This is a genomic window from Teredinibacter franksiae (assembly GCF_014218805.1).
GTDB lineage: Bacteria > Pseudomonadota > Gammaproteobacteria > Pseudomonadales > Cellvibrionaceae > Teredinibacter > Teredinibacter franksiae.
Map to the genome: position 1 here is coordinate 22,246 of NZ_JACJUV010000002.1, position 14,763 is coordinate 37,008.

A 14,763-nucleotide genomic window follows, 5' to 3' on the forward strand; every position below is an offset into this window, starting at 1 on the left:
CTGCTTTGATCTATGTCAGCCCTCTTTATAATCCCAAATAGTCTTGCTGTTAAAGTGAATTCTAGGAGTTCACTTTAACTTGTTGTGTTTGGTGACTTTTCTCTTTCTTTGTCAGCGCAAGCGCTGTTTATGCATCCTGTAAAACCTTACTAATTTCAATAGCTTAGCTTACTTGTTGGCGGTTCGTTCCTTGACTTTATTTGGGCGGCAAATATAGTGTGTAAAGTGGTGCAAAGTGGAGTTATGTGGTTTTTAGTGGGTGTTTGTGTGGATTCCCTATATACTTTCAGTAGGTATTTCATACATAGCGCTATTTAGCCGCTTTAGATAATTCAGTAAATGTGGCCCTTAATACCGGGGTAACACAGGAGCGAGAGAGTGTTTCAAGGCAGTCATGCCATCAATATGGACGCCAAAGGGCGCATGGCAATTCCGGCTAAGTACCGGGATTCGCTGGCGAGTGCCTGTGACGGACGCATTGTGATGACCGCCCACACTCAGGATCGCTGCGTGCTTGTTTATCCAGAGCCTGAATGGCAGACAATTTTGCCAAAAATAGAAGCGCTACCCACCTTTAATAAAGCATCGCTTAGAGCACAACGATTGCTAATTGGTTACGCCACTCCGCTGGAGCTGGACGGCAATGGCCGTGTGCTGGTACCACCCACGTTGCGTGATTACGCAAAACTGGACAAAAAGTTGATGCTCGTTGGTCTCGGAAAAAAATTTGAGCTTTGGAGCGAAGAAGCTTGGCTTGCATCTGTTGCAGATCTGGAAACTGAAGACGATCTGCCGGAAGCCATGATGTCCCTAACTCTCTGAGTAGCGGCGATGAAAAGTTCAAAACATTATTCGGTTCTGTTGCAGGAATCGGTGGACGCATTAGTTACAGATCCAGACGGCATCTACGTCGACGGCACTTTTGGTCGTGGCGGCCACAGCCGGGCAATTCTTGCGCAGCTAAGCGAAAAAGGCAGGTTGATCGCATTTGATAAAGATCCCGAAGCTGTTGCCGTGGCGAGTGAACTGAGTCAGGAGGACGGACGATTTAGAGTTGTTCATGAGTCTTTTGCAAAAATGGGTGAGCTGGAAGCCGAGGTTGGACATGTTAACGGTGTGCTGCTGGATCTGGGGGTTTCCTCTCCACAGCTGGATATTGCAAAGCGTGGATTTAGCTTTTTGAATGATGGCCCATTGGATATGCGCATGAACAACGCCGCCGGTCAAACGGCTGCGCAATGGTTAAACAGCGCCGAGGAGTCCGATATTGCATTTGTGTTCCGTGAGTACGGTGAAGAGAGGTTTTCCAAGCGAATCGCTAATGCGGTCGTTAAAGAGCGCGAGCGAGCGCCATTTGAGTCGACACTGAGGTTTGCCCAAGTTGTAACTGAGGCCAACCCCCGGTGGGAAAAGGGTAAGAACCCAGCAACACGTGTATTTCAGGCTGTGCGTATCTTCATTAATCGGGAGCTGGACGATTTAAAGGTGGCCCTAGAGGGGGCAGTAGAGTTACTGAAACCCGAAGGCCGGTGTGTAGTCATTAGTTTTCACTCGTTAGAAGACCGAATAGTGAAACGGTTTTTTCGAGAGCTGTCCCGTGGAAAGCAATTTCCTGCGGGTATGCCTGTTACCGATGACATGCTAGAGAAAAAATTAAAATTAATTGGCAAGGCATTGAAAGCGGGTGACGAAGAGTTACAGGAAAATAATCGTTCACGCAGTGCTGTACTACGTATAGCAGAGAAGCTGCACTAGAAAACTATTTGGCAGGCAAAGCGAATGTACGAAAAGCATAATAGTGGGCGAATGCACACAGCAATGATTGTACTGCTTTGGGGTGGTTGTCTGGTTTCCGCTTTGGGGGTGAGCTATACCGCTTTTTTGTCTCGAAAGTCTACCCAAGAGCTAGAAGTACTGAGGCGGGAGTCGAGTAGTTTACAAGTGGTTTCCGGACAGTACCTGTTGGAAAAAAGTACCTGGGCGGCTTACTCGCGTATTGAGCGAGTTGCTGTGACGGAGCTGCAAATGAAAGTGCCTGAATCGAAAAAAACTGTGCTGGTGTATAAACAGTGAAACAACAAAAGCAAATGTCATTTTGGCGGTTTTGGGTTCTAGCGGGAATGCTGGCCATTCTTCCGGCCCTACTCGTCTGGCATTTAGCTAAGTTGCAAGTTATTCCTTCGACAGAAAAAGGCTTTGAGTTTTTGCAAAGTGAAGGTGAAGCACGCACTTTGCGTAGCGAGGTGCTAAACGCATATCGTGGTGTGATTACAGACCGTAATGGTGAGCTATTGGCGGTTAGCACGCCGCTTAAATCGGTCTATGCAAATCCTGGACTATTAAAGGCCGAGCAGCTGCCCTTGCTCGCGAAGTTATTAGGCGTATCAACCGCACAGTTGAGTAAAAAATTAACGGTTTATGAAAATAAGCAGTTTGTGTATCTGGCGCGGCACCTTCCTCCGCAAAAAGCCGAAACTATTTTGGAACAACGGTTTTCGGGTGTGTCTGCGGAAACAGAATACCAGCGTTTTTACCCCGCTGGGGAAGTCGTTGCGCACATTGTAGGCTTTACGGATATAGACGATAGCGGCCAGGAAGGCGTTGAGCTTGCCTTTGATGGCCACTTATCGGGTGAGCAGGGCTATAAGCGTGTGGTTAAAGATCTAAAAGGCAATATCGTAAAAGAGACGGGTGTTTTAAAGGCGCCAGTCTCTGGGAAAGAGTTAATGCTGAGTATCGATTTGCGCTTGCAGTATTTGGCGCATCGCGAATTAAAAACGGCTGTTAATCGTCAAAAAGCAAAGTCAGGTTCGGTTGTGTTGCTCGATGTGAAAACGGGTGAAGTGTTAGCGATGGTGAACCAGCCATCCTACAACCCAAATGACCGCACGAGTCTGCGCCCAAGCCAATTGCGAAACCGGGCGCTAACTGATGTATTTGAACCCGGCTCTACGGTTAAGCCGTTGACTGTAATCGCTGCCCTGGAAACTGGGCGATATTTTCCAGGCACTACCATTAATACTAGTCCTGGTTATGTCATGGTTGGTACGAAAGCACTGCTTGATCCGAAAGACTACGGTGTTTTGAGCCTGACAAAAATTATTACTAAATCCAGTCAGGTAGGAATTACAAAGTTGGCGCTGGACATGAAACCGCAAGCTATTCGTGACATGTTTTTTCGTGCAGGTATGGGCCAAAGTACAGGGATTGGGTTCCCTGGCGAAAGTGTAGGCGTATTGCCTAACCGAAACCGTTGGCATCCTATAGAGCAGGCTAACTTAGCGTTTGGTTATGGCTTGAATGTAAATGCGGTTCAGTTGGCGCAGGCCTATGCGATGATCGCCGACAAAGGCAATTTTAAAAATGCCAGTCTGCTCAAATTGAATGAAGCGCCCATGGTTACGCCTGTTGTGTCGGCATCAATTGCCGCGAGCGTTGCAAAAATGCTTAAAACGGTTCCGCAGCCCGGTGGCACCGCAACGCGCGCGCAAATTCCGGCTTACCCTGTTGCGGGGAAAACCGGCACTGCGCACAAGGTGGGTGCTCAGGGGTACGTCGACGATAAACACATAGCACTTTTTGCCGGCTATGCGCCGGCAGATGACCCTAAGGTTGTGGCGGTTGTCATTATCAATGAGCCAACAGATGGTCATTATTTTGGAGGCGAAGCAGCGGCACCTGTTTTTGCCAGTATTGTTGAAGGTGCGTTAAAGATGATGCGCGTTCCACCAGCGCTTAATCAATCAATGGTTGCGGGGTTGTGAGTGATGAATGATCGCGCCGCACGGACAGCCATGAGTAAAGCGCCCCGTACATTGAATCAATTGCTAAGTGTGTTTACGCATATTGAGCTGGAAGCTGACCCGATAATTCAAGATATAACATTGGATAGCCGCAAGGTAGGTGCTAATGGATTATTCTTGGCGATACTAGGCTCGGTTACCGATGGCCGAGAATATATTGATCAGGCAATTGAAGCTGGCGCTGCGGCTGTTATTGCAGAGCTTGATGCTGAAACTGATGCCGAATCTGTTGAGCTGCTCAATAACATTCCTGTTGTACGGGTCCATAACCTTAACGAAAAAGTCGGTGTAATTGCTTCAGAGTTTTTTGGGCATCCATCGGAATCATTAAAAATAGTTGGCGTAACAGGGACAAATGGAAAAACTACCTGTGCGCAACTTATGCAACAGCTGTTTAAGTTGTTGGGGGAAAAAGCGGCGACGATCGGCACTATGGGTTATGGCGCCGACCTGTCGTCGCTTACAAATACTGCTTTGACAACACCTGATGCGGTTGCTTGTCAACGCATTTTACGGCAGTTTGCTGAAGATGGTATCGAACGTGTATGCATGGAAGTTTCTTCCCATGCCATCAGTCAGTCTCGGCATGGTTCCATAAAGTTCGAAGGCGCAGTGTTTACAAATTTAACGCGTGATCATCTGGATTATCACGGTGATATGAATACGTATGCGACGGCAAAGGCGTCACTGTTTGCGTCGAGCCAACGACAATATGCGGTGATTAATTTTTGCGATGCCTATGGAGCCGGTTTGATTCTCGACAGTATTCCAGAGAATGTTCAAACGTTGGGTTTTGCCATTGAAGATAGCGAATTTTCGTTGCAGCAAGAGCAATTACTGCATTCGGTGTTTGCCACTCAGGCTCGGTACAGTGCGGAAGGTATTCAAGCGCTAATAACGTCTCCGTGGGGCGAGGCAGAATTACATTGCGCGTTGCTAGGTAAGTTTAATCTGTTCAATGTGCTTAGTGCTATTAGCGTAGCCTGTGCAGCCGGTTATCCATTTGGCGATGTAATGACTAAATTACATTTACTCAAGCCAATTGCCGGGCGTATGGAGCGTGTTGTTTGTGAGGGTGCCGATATTACCGTGTGCGTGGATTATGCCCACACACCGGATGCGCTAGAACAAGCATTGAAGGCCGCGCGGCTTCACACACAGCATCAGCTTTGGGTTGTGTTTGGTTGTGGAGGTGATCGTGATAGTGGAAAACGGCCGCAGATGGCAGCAATTGCTGAGCGGTTTGCCGATGTCGTGGTGATTACTTCAGACAACCCGAGAGGGGAAGCGCCGGGAATTATTTTGGACGATATCGCGGAAGGTTTTAAATTAGCGCCGAAAGCGGTTGACGTTGACCGCAGAGCAGCAATTCAGTTTGCGCTTACTGAAGCTAAGTCGGGCGACTTTATATTGCTAGCAGGGAAAGGACATGAAAGATACCAGATCGTCGAAGGGGCGAAATTGCCGTTTGATGATCGTATTGTTGCGCATGAGTTGCTAAAAGAGAGAGTAAGCCAAAATTTCGTTAAGCCGGGAGCTGCAATATGATGCTTTCCGAGCTTGGCGCCCGTACAGAAGGGCAGCTTATAGGCGATGACCAATCGTTTTCAGTCGTGAGTACAGATACGCGTACCTTGTCTCCCGGTGATTTGTTTGTCGCAATTCGTGGTGACCGTTTTGATGGTCATACTTTCGTTGAAAAGGCTGTTGAATGTGGTGCTTGTGCGGTCGTAGTTGAATCTCCACAGGATCATGTGTATGCAACCCAGTTGGTCGTTAACGACAGTGTGGTGGCGCTTGGCCAGGCTGGTGCGCTAAATCGTACCGCATTCTCCGGAAAAGTTTTGGCTATTACGGGGAGTAATGGCAAAACAACCGTGAAAGGCATGCTGCACAGTATTATGTCCGAGCATTGCTCTACCTTGGCAACTGAAGCAAATTTTAATAATCATATTGGTGTTCCGTTAACACTCATGCGGTTGAACGACAGCTACGGTGCGGCTGTAATCGAAGCCGGAACAAGTGGAAAGAGCGAAATAGCTTACTTGGCAAATTTGATTCAGCCCGAAATAGCGTTGGTCAACAATGTTATGGCCGCGCATTTGCTGGGGTTTGGTAGTGAGGAAGCCATTGCTAAGGAAAAAGCCGAAATTTATTCAGCAGGCAAAGTTAAGGTGGGTGTTGTGAACCTCAATTGTGCCTACAAAGATGTTTTTATGGCTAAGCTCTCGGGCAAAAAAATATTTGGTTTCGCCGTTGAAACTCAGACAGAAAAGCGAATTATACTGACCCCAGTATTTGCCGAGCAGGGGAATGCTGTGGTAGTCGCGTTAGTCCAGCCCCTTGGGGAAAATGAATCGCTGTCGTTTAAATTTTTATGGCAGGGAAATGAGTTTCCTGTGCAATTAAACATTTGTGGTGCGCACAATATTGCGAATGCAGCGGCAGCGGCCGCATGCGCTTTAGCTGCGGATGTGCAAATAGAAAGCATAGTCTCGGGCCTTGAAAAATTTTCAGGCGTACCGGGTCGAATGCAGATAACACCGAGTGTGCGCTGCGCATTGCTTGTGGATGATACTTACAACGCGAATCCAGGCTCTATGCGAGCCGCTATTAACCATCTCTCGCAATATGACAAAAGCCTATTAATTGTAGGAGATATGGGCGAAATAGGTGAAGGTGAGTTAGCGGCGCACGAAAAGATGGGTTGTTACGCGCACGCCAAAGGTATTGAACAGGTTATTGGGGTAGGCGAGCTTAGCCGTACGCTTGTAAAGGCATACGGTAAAAATGGGATTTCATTTGGATCCTGTACTGAAGCAATCGAATACCTGGAAACAACGGATATTAGTGAGTTTAGCGTGTTGGTCAAAGGATCGCGTAGCGCCAAAATGGAGCGCATTGTCCAACAGCTTGAACAGAGTGGGGGGGGGATCTGATGCTGGTTTGGCTGGCGGACTATCTGCAGGGTTTTATAAGTGGCTTTGGTGTTTTTAGATATCTCACCCTTCGGGGAATACTGGGGATTATGACTGCTCTGGGGATATCCATGATTATGGGGCCTTGGGTGATCAAAAAATTGAATCATCTACAAATAGGGCAAGCCATTCGTGATGATGGCCCCGAGAGCCACCTTAGCAAGTCGGGCACGCCAACAATGGGTGGCACCCTGATATTGTTTGCAATTGTGACGTCTACTTTGCTGTGGTCCGATTTAAGTAATCGCTATGTACTGATTGTGGTGTTTGTGACTATTGCCTACGGACTAATTGGTTGGGTAGATGACTATCGAAAGGTGGTTGAAAAAAACTCAAAAGGGCTGCCGGCAAGATGGAAATATTTTTGGCAATCGATTGTTGGGTTGGTTGTTGCCGTTGCTCTATTTGTCACGGCGCAGTCACCGGCCGAAACTACGTTGTATATTCCGTTTTTCAAAAACTTTGCTTGGGAAATGGGAGCGGCATTCATTGTTCTTACCTATTTTATGATTGTTGGATTTAGTAATGCGGTAAATCTAACCGATGGGTTGGACGGTTTGGCGATTATGCCAACCGTTATGGTCGGCTCGGCGTTGGGAATTATTGCTTACCTAAGTGGGCATGCTAACTTTTCCGAGTATTTACATATCCCCTACCTACCAGGGGCTGGGGAACTGGTAATTTATTGCGGTGCTTTGGCGGGAGCCGGTTTGGGCTTTCTTTGGTTCAATACATACCCTGCACAAGTCTTTATGGGCGATGTAGGGGCGCTCGCGCTAGGTGCCGCTTTGGGGGTAATAGCCGTTATTGTTCGTCACGAAGTGGTGTTCTTTATAATGTCGGGCATTTTTGTGATGGAAACGGTATCCGTTATTTTACAGGTGGCGTCCTTTAAGTTGACGGGAAGAAGAATTTTTCGAATGGCACCCTTACATCATCATTTTGAATTAAAGGGCTGGCCGGAACCTAGGGTGATTGTTCGATTTTGGATCATTACCGTTATGTTGGTGCTTATTGGGCTGGCAACATTGAAAATTCGTTAGGAATATTTTGTACGTGAATGAATTAATTGCGACAGATAAACAGGTAGTTATTTTCGGTCTAGGTGTTACCGGGTTGTCTGTTGTGCGCTATTTGCTTGCGGAGAAAAAGTCATTTGTAGTTATAGACACTCGAGAAAATCCACCGGGTAAAGCTGAGCTGCGTTCGATAGCGCCAGAAGTAAAAGGGTATTTCGGCGAGGTCTCAGCTGAAGTTAGAAAGATCATTGTAGCGGCAAGCGAAGTGGTATTAAGTCCAGGTGTGCCCAGGGAACACCAAGAAATTCAAATAGCGCTTGAAGCGGGTGTGAGCGTTGTCGGCGATATTGAATTATTTTTGCGTGCAGTTAAAGCGCCGGTAATCGGTATAACGGGTTCGAATGGGAAAACCACGGTTACAACGATGATGGGTTTAGCAGCAGAGAAAGATGGGAAGAACGCGCGGGTAGCGGGGAATATTGGAACACCCGCGTTAGATGTGCTTGGTGAAAGCGTTGAGCTTTACATTTTAGAGTTGTCGAGTTTTCAGTTGGAAAGCATTGCAAGGCCGAATTTTACTGTGGCCTGTTTACTAAATGTTAGTGAAGATCATATGGATAGGTACGATTCGCTACAACGTTATTGCATGGCAAAGCAGCGAATTTTTCAGAGTGCCAACAACGTTGTATATAACCTAGAAGACAAGCTTACGCAGCCACCGGTTATTGAAAACGTAACGCGTTTTGGTTTTGGTTTGCGTGAGTTTCACGAGCAGGGTGAGCGTAAATACTGGTATAGCGAGAAGGGTGGCATGCTTTATGCCGAGTCTAATGCGGTTTTGTCGACTTCTCAAGTACAGCTGGTGGGCCAGCATAATGTTGCAAATATACTTGCGGTCTTCGCCATGTCTGATGCTATAGGCGTGAGCCGTGAAGCTGTGATTGAGATGCTAAAAACGTTTCCGGGATTACCGCATCGATGTCAAAAAGTAGCAGAAAAATACGGACTGGTTTTTGTGAATGATTCAAAAGCCACAAATGTAGGCGCAACTGAGTCTGCAATCGCTGGCTTGGCAAGAGACTATTCATCGATAACGCTAATAGCGGGTGGAGAAGGCAAAGGGGCGGATTTTTCCGCGTTAGCAAAGGTCATCGATGAGCGCGTAGATTTGCTCATCCTAATCGGTCGAGATGGAGCTCTAATAGCTGAGGGTGTTACCGATAAATCGCGTGTGCTATTCGCAAGCTCTTTAGATGAGGCGGTTGAGCTGGCGGTTAAAACAAGCCGAAAGGGCAGCTTGGTTTTACTTTCTCCGGCCTGCGCGAGCTTTGATATGTTTAAAAGCTTTGAAGACAGGGGTGAACAGTTTATTACCGCCGTAGAGAGGATGGTAGCGTGACGGCAGGCTCCCTAACGATAAAAGATTATATGCCGCCCATGGCTGTCGATAGAGGGTTGTTGGCGGCTGTCGCGGCGCTGGTGAGCATTGGTTTGATAATGGTGACATCGAGTTCTCTCGATTTTGCCGATGCTGTTTACGGTGACGCTTGGTATTTTGCCAAAAAACAATTTATTTATCTTTCCCTTGGCGTGGTCGGCGGTTTAGTGGTCGCGTCTGTGCCAACGCCAATATGGGAGCGTTATTCGGGCTTATTACTGTTGTTGGCTATTGTTTTTTTGGTGGCCGTTCTAATTCCCGGCATTGGTAAAATGGTTAATGGTAGTCGTCGTTGGCTTTATGTCGGCCCGGTATCTGTTCAGGCCTCTGAATTGGCAAAATTTTGTTTGATCGTTTACTTTGCCAGTTATTTGTCGCGAAAAAATCATGAGATTCGTTTTCAGTGGGGCGGCTTCTTCAAAATGATAGCGGTTATCGCTTTGGTTGTTTTTTTGCTGTTGTTAGAGCCCGATTTCGGTAGCGCCGTGGTTATTTGCTTTACGTTGGGTGCCATGATGTTTGTGGCAGGTGTTCCGCTATTACGATTTCTATTGCTTGCTTTATCTGGGGTTGCAATGTTGTCGGCGATGGCCGTTTTGTCTCCTTATCGGTGGAAGCGCTTAGTTGCATTTATGGATCCGTGGTCGCAGCAGTTCGACGGGGGGTATCAGCTGGTGCAGTCCCTGATTGCATTTGGCCGAGGTGAATGGTTGGGGATGGGGCTGGGTAACAGTATTCAAAAATTATTTTTCTTGCCAGAAGCCCATACGGACTTCGTATTTGCTATCTATGCGGAAGAGTTTGGGTTGGTTGGTGCATTCCTACTGATTTTGCTTTTTGGTTTTTTTGTTTGGAAGTTAATAATACTGAGTCGGTTAGCCTTTTCCAGGAAAAAATTGTTTAGCTGTTACTTGGTGTTTGGCATAGCAATGATGATAGCGATACAGGCGTTTATCAATATGGGCGTTGCATCAGGGTTATTACCCACAAAGGGGCTGACATTACCGTTTATTAGTTATGGAGGTAGTAGCTTACTTATTGCTTGTGCCTTGGTGGCGTTAATATTTCGTGTTTCGTGGGAAGAGCAATATGGCAACCACTAAACGTATACTGATTATTGCGGGTGGAACTGGCGGGCATGTATTTCCGGGGCTGGCACTCGCGTGCGAGCTGCAATTGCGAGGCCATGAGATTCATTGGCTGGGTACTCCTGCAGGTATAGAGTCACGGTTAGTACCTGCCGCAGATATTCCCTTGCACCTTATTTCGGTAAAAGGCATTCGAGGAAAGGGCATTAAAGCGATTTTAATGGCACCGCTCAATATAGTGCGGGCCATATGGCAATCGGTGGTGATTATTCGCCGATTGAAATGTGATTTAGTCGTAGGCTTGGGAGGCTTTGTTTCCGGTCCTGGTGGTGTTGCAGCAAAGCTTTGCGCTAGACCTTTGGTTATCCATGAGCAAAACGCTGTGGCGGGCACGACTAATAGATTGTTGGCAAGAATTGCAGACTGTGTTCTTACCGCCTTTCCTTCGGTTTTGGGTAAAGCTATATGCATTGGAAATCCTGTTCGGACAAATTTTTTCAGCCATGGGCAGCCGCAAGTCGAACAGCGTTCTACGATAAATATTTTAGTGGTAGGTGGCAGTCGCGGTGCGCGATCATTAAATCAGCTACTTCCAGCAGCACTGCAGTATTTGGTAGGTAGTGCTCAGGTAAAAGAGATTGCGATATATCATCAGACGGGTGACAAACTATTAGCCGAAACTGAGCAGGCCTATAAAGATGCAGGTGTTGAATTGGACTCTTGTGAAATGGAGCAGCTATCAGGCGGGAAAGTTTCGATTACACCTTTTATCGATAATATAGCGGAGAGTTATCACTGGGCCGATTTAGTGATTTGTCGTGCCGGTGCGTTAACGGTAAGTGAGCTGGCTGCATCGGGTGTGGCATCGCTATTGGTTCCGTTTCCGTTTGCTATAGATGATCATCAAACAGCGAATGGACATTTTCTTGTAAAGGCAGAGGCTGCTTTGATGTGGCAGCAAAAAGATTTGACGGCAAAGGCGTTAGCGAAAACTTTGGGCGGCTTTATTGACAATCCCGTGGTGTTAACGAATATGGGCAAAAATGCTGCTACCTGTAGCAAGCCAAATGCGGCAGTGGATTTTGCTGATGCTTGTGAGAATATTTTTAAAAAAACTGAAGTGAACAGGGTTTTACTATGAAAGCTGATCGCCTGCATCACGTACCGGAAATGCGCAGAATTCGACGAATTCACTTCGTTGGAATTGGCGGTGCTGGTATGAGTGGTATTGCGGAGGTACTACTTAATCAAGGGTACGAAATATCAGGCTCTGATTTAAAGGAGTCTGATATTACCCGCAGACTTTCGTTAATGGGCGTTGAAATATTTATTGGTCATCATGCTTCGAATATTGAAGGCGTTGATGTGGTTGTTAATTCAAGCGCTATTGCCGATGTGAACCCGGAGCTTATGGAGGCCAGAAGGAGTCGAATACCGGTAGTTCGTCGTGCCGAAATGCTGGGCGAGTTAATGCGCTATCGCCACGGTATTGCCGTTGCTGGTACGCACGGTAAGACGACCACAACCAGTTTGATAGCGAGTATTTTTGCCGAGGGTGATAAAGACCCCACTTTTGTTATTGGTGGTTTGCTGAACAGTGCTGGATGCAACGCAGGTCTTGGTGAGAGCCGATATCTTGTGGCTGAGGCTGATGAGAGCGATGCGTCGTTTTTGCATCTACAACCGATGGTTGCAGTGGTTACCAATATTGATGCTGATCACATGGAGACCTACGGCGGTGATTTCGCAAACGTTAAAAAAACGTTTTTGGAGTTTCTTCATAACCTACCTTTCTACGGTGTTGCCGTAGTGTGTGCAGACGATCCCGTTGTTACCGAAGTTATCCCAAAAATTTCCCGTGCAGTAATTACCTACGGTTTTTCTGAGGCAAGCGATGTTCAGGTATATGATCTTCAGCAAAATGCGGGGAAGCAGCGTTTTAAAATTAAACGCTCGGGTATGAGTGCGCCGCTGGAAATATCTCTGAATATGCCTGGAGAGCACAATGTGCTGAATGCCACAGCAGCCGTTGCCGTTGCAACGGATGAAGGGATTAGTGATGAAGCTATCCAGCAGGGTTTGGCGAAATTTATGGGGGTAAGCCGACGGTTTCAGATATACGGTGATTTTGACGTTGGTGATAAAGCTTCGGTGATGCTAGTCGACGACTACGGTCATCATCCTCGGGAAGTTGGCGCAACAATCAAGGCCATTCGAGATGGTTGGCCTGAGAGACGGGTACTGATGATTTATCAACCTCACCGTTATACCCGTACCCGGGATTTATACGAAGATTTTGTTGACGTGCTTTCAGGTGTAGACCAGCTGATATTGTTGGAAGTGTATTCGGCTGGAGAAGAACCTATTCAGGGAGCTGATTCGCGCCACTTAAGCCGTAGTATTCGCAATCGTGGGCAGGTAGATCCAATTTTTGTCGAAGGTATTGAAGGTGTGCCTGCTGTAGTAAAAGATATTGTACAGCCTGGTGATATTGTGATTACACAGGGGGCTGGCAATGTAGGCACCTTAGCCACAGAGCTGGCGAAGAGAAAATTTTGTTGAGCATATGGCAGAGTTAATGATGGAACAATATCAGGTTTCTTTCCGCAGCTTTTTAGCAGCAGGCAATAGCTTTGGGAAAGTGGCTGTGCTTTATGGTGGCACATCGGCAGAGAGAGAAGTTTCTTTACGCAGCGGTCGTGCGGTTGCTGCAGGATTAAGAGAGCAGGGTGTAGATGTTGTTGAATGTGATGTTAATGAAAATGTGGTTGCACAAATAGCATCGTTGTCTTTCGATCGAGCATTTATTGCGCTACACGGTACTGGCGGTGAAGACGGGAGAATTCAGGGGTTATTAGACCTGTTGGGCAAACCCTATACCGGTAGCCGGCACGCAGCCTCTGCGGTTGGCATGGACAAATTAACCACTAAGCAAATATGGTTGAGTGACGGTCTATTAACGCCTCAATATAAAGTTGTAAGTCAAAGTTCAAATTTTGATGAAGTAATGTTGGAGTTGGGTGGGGAGGCGTTTGTTAAGCCTGTTCATGAGGGTTCGAGTATTGGCATGCGTTGCGTAGCCACGGGGTCAGAGCTTGAAGGCGCTATTACTGAAGCACTTCAGTACGACAGTGTGGTACTTGCTGAGCGACGAATCAATGGGCCGGAATTTTCTGTCGGTGTGTTGAATGGCTTTGCCCTGCCTCCGGTAGGTTTACAAGCGAGTAATGCATTTTATGATTATGACGCCAAATACCATTCGAATGATACGGTCTATCAGTGCCCTTGTGATTTAAGCGAAGAAAAAATTCAGCAGCTGCGTTCTCTTGCATTAAGTGCATTTCAAAGTGTCGGGTGTGTTGGTTGGGGGCGCGTAGATGTAATGCAAGATGAGTGTGGAGACTTCTATTTGTTGGAAGTGAATACAGTTCCGGGAATGACAGACCATAGTTTGGTTCCAATGGCGGCGAAAGCAATAGGCATGTCGTTTAGCGAACTTGTTTGTGAGATTTTATACACCAGTGTGGATGCGTAGTAATGGCTGAACGGGCTAAAAACAATAAAAACAGCAAGGTTTACACGCCTCGAGGTTCTCGTTCTAACGTAAGCTCTGGGCGGCCGAATAGTCGCGGTGCGGTGCGTAAAGGTAGAGTACAGGGTGGCCCTATTGTCAGTATTCCTTGGGCGTTGTTATTAAAAGGTGTGTGTTTCTCTACGTTGTTGGCGTTCGGTATTTGGAAAATAGATTGGCTGGCAATAAGTAATAAGGTGCAGCAGCAAGTTAATAAACCTGTTGCCAACGTGTCGGTGAAAGGTGAGTTTACGCATCTGTCGCAGTCAGACCTTCAGGCTCTGGTAACGGCGCATATACAGGGCAACTTTATGCAGGTAGATATTGAAGATCTTCGCGCTAATTTGCATACCAACCCATGGGTACAAGCGGTACGTGTACAGCGCGTATGGCCAGACGGGTTATCGATTGACGTGCGAGAGCAAAAGCCCATTGCACGTTGGAATAGTACGGCTTTTATCAGCAATGAAGGAGAAGTTATAACCATCGGAGATAATAGTCATTTGGCGTATTTGCCACTTCTTGCTGGGCCAGTAAAGCAAAGTTCGCTTATTACGCGAACTTACCTAGATATGACGGAAATGTTGGCTAGTCGTAATATTGGTTTAACGGGTATTGATGTTGATGCCACACATGCATGGCGAATTAAGCTTAGTAACGGAATTGAAATTGTATTCGGACAATACGATGTGTTAAACAAATTGCGCAATTTTTTATTGGTGTTCGACCAAAAGCTTAGAGGTGTAAGTGAAAAAATTGTGCGCGTGGATATGCGCTACGACAGCGGAATGGCTGTGGCATGGAACAAAGATACTGAAAGCGATTTGCAGGCGAGTCGCTAATTGATATGAATGAATATAATCACA

The 14,763-nt window shown here is 46.8% G+C and carries 13 protein-coding genes; all 13 read left to right on the forward strand.

Going from position 1 to position 14,763, the window contains the following annotated elements; all coding sequences use genetic code 11:
* The first annotated feature begins 378 nt into the window (after nt 1-378).
* From mraZ to H5336_RS17960, 13 genes are read left to right on the forward strand one after another with little or no spacing between them, the layout of a single operon-like run.
* Nucleotides 379-822 (forward strand): division/cell wall cluster transcriptional repressor MraZ, encoded by a 444-nt coding sequence (gene mraZ / locus H5336_RS17900; protein WP_185235840.1) that lies wholly within the window; start codon nt 379-381, stop codon nt 820-822.
* A 9-nt stretch (nt 823-831) separates the two neighbouring features.
* Nucleotides 832-1,755, forward strand: a complete 924-nt coding sequence (rsmH, locus tag H5336_RS17905) for a 16S rRNA (cytosine(1402)-N(4))-methyltransferase RsmH (protein WP_185235841.1) — start codon at nt 832-834, stop codon at nt 1,753-1,755.
* Nucleotides 1,756-1,779: 24 nt separating this feature from the next.
* Nucleotides 1,780-2,073, forward strand: a complete 294-nt coding sequence (ftsL, locus tag H5336_RS17910) for a cell division protein FtsL (protein WP_185235842.1) — start codon at nt 1,780-1,782, stop codon at nt 2,071-2,073.
* A complete protein-coding gene (locus H5336_RS17915) occupies nt 2,070-3,764 on the forward strand; it encodes a peptidoglycan D,D-transpeptidase FtsI family protein (RefSeq protein WP_185235843.1) in 1,695 nt (564 codons plus the stop codon). The genes ftsL and H5336_RS17915 overlap by 4 nt, the downstream gene beginning before the upstream one ends.
* A 3-nt stretch (nt 3,765-3,767) precedes the next feature.
* A complete protein-coding gene (locus H5336_RS17920; protein WP_185235921.1) occupies nt 3,768-5,351 on the forward strand; it encodes a UDP-N-acetylmuramoyl-L-alanyl-D-glutamate--2,6-diaminopimelate ligase in 1,584 nt (527 codons plus the stop codon).
* On the forward strand, nt 5,348-6,742 hold the full coding sequence (locus tag H5336_RS17925) for a UDP-N-acetylmuramoyl-tripeptide--D-alanyl-D-alanine ligase (protein ID WP_185235844.1): 1,395 nt from the start codon (nt 5,348-5,350) through the stop codon (nt 6,740-6,742). The genes H5336_RS17920 and H5336_RS17925 overlap by 4 nt, the downstream gene beginning before the upstream one ends.
* Nucleotides 6,742-7,824, forward strand: coding sequence for a phospho-N-acetylmuramoyl-pentapeptide-transferase (gene mraY, locus H5336_RS17930; RefSeq protein ID WP_185235845.1), 1,083 nt, complete (start codon nt 6,742-6,744; stop codon nt 7,822-7,824). Before H5336_RS17925 ends, mraY begins: the two co-directional genes overlap by 1 nt.
* A 13-nt stretch (nt 7,825-7,837) precedes the next feature.
* A complete protein-coding gene (gene murD / locus H5336_RS17935) occupies nt 7,838-9,199 on the forward strand; it encodes a UDP-N-acetylmuramoyl-L-alanine--D-glutamate ligase (RefSeq protein ID WP_185235846.1) in 1,362 nt (453 codons plus the stop codon).
* A complete protein-coding gene (gene ftsW, locus H5336_RS17940; protein ID WP_313557819.1) occupies nt 9,196-10,341 on the forward strand; it encodes a putative lipid II flippase FtsW in 1,146 nt (381 codons plus the stop codon). Before murD ends, ftsW begins: the two co-directional genes overlap by 4 nt.
* The gene (gene murG / locus H5336_RS17945; RefSeq protein WP_185235847.1) at nt 10,328-11,467 is read left to right on the forward strand and encodes an undecaprenyldiphospho-muramoylpentapeptide beta-N-acetylglucosaminyltransferase; all 1,140 of its coding nucleotides are present in this window, start codon (nt 10,328-10,330) and stop codon (nt 11,465-11,467) included. The genes ftsW and murG overlap by 14 nt, the downstream gene beginning before the upstream one ends.
* Nucleotides 11,464-12,888: a UDP-N-acetylmuramate--L-alanine ligase gene (gene murC / locus H5336_RS17950; protein WP_185235848.1), complete on the forward strand. Its 1,425-nt coding sequence runs from the start codon at nt 11,464-11,466 to the stop codon at nt 12,886-12,888. The genes murG and murC overlap by 4 nt, the downstream gene beginning before the upstream one ends.
* A gap of 19 nt (nt 12,889-12,907) precedes the next feature.
* Nucleotides 12,908-13,861 carry a D-alanine--D-alanine ligase gene (locus H5336_RS17955; protein ID WP_185235923.1) on the forward strand — a complete coding sequence of 318 codons (954 nt, stop codon included), beginning with the start codon at nt 12,908-12,910 and terminating at the stop codon, nt 13,859-13,861.
* A gap of 2 nt (nt 13,862-13,863) precedes the next feature.
* Nucleotides 13,864-14,739 carry a cell division protein FtsQ/DivIB gene (locus H5336_RS17960; RefSeq protein ID WP_185235849.1) on the forward strand — a complete coding sequence of 292 codons (876 nt, stop codon included), beginning with the start codon at nt 13,864-13,866 and terminating at the stop codon, nt 14,737-14,739.
* The last annotated feature ends 24 nt before the right edge of the window (nt 14,740-14,763 follow it).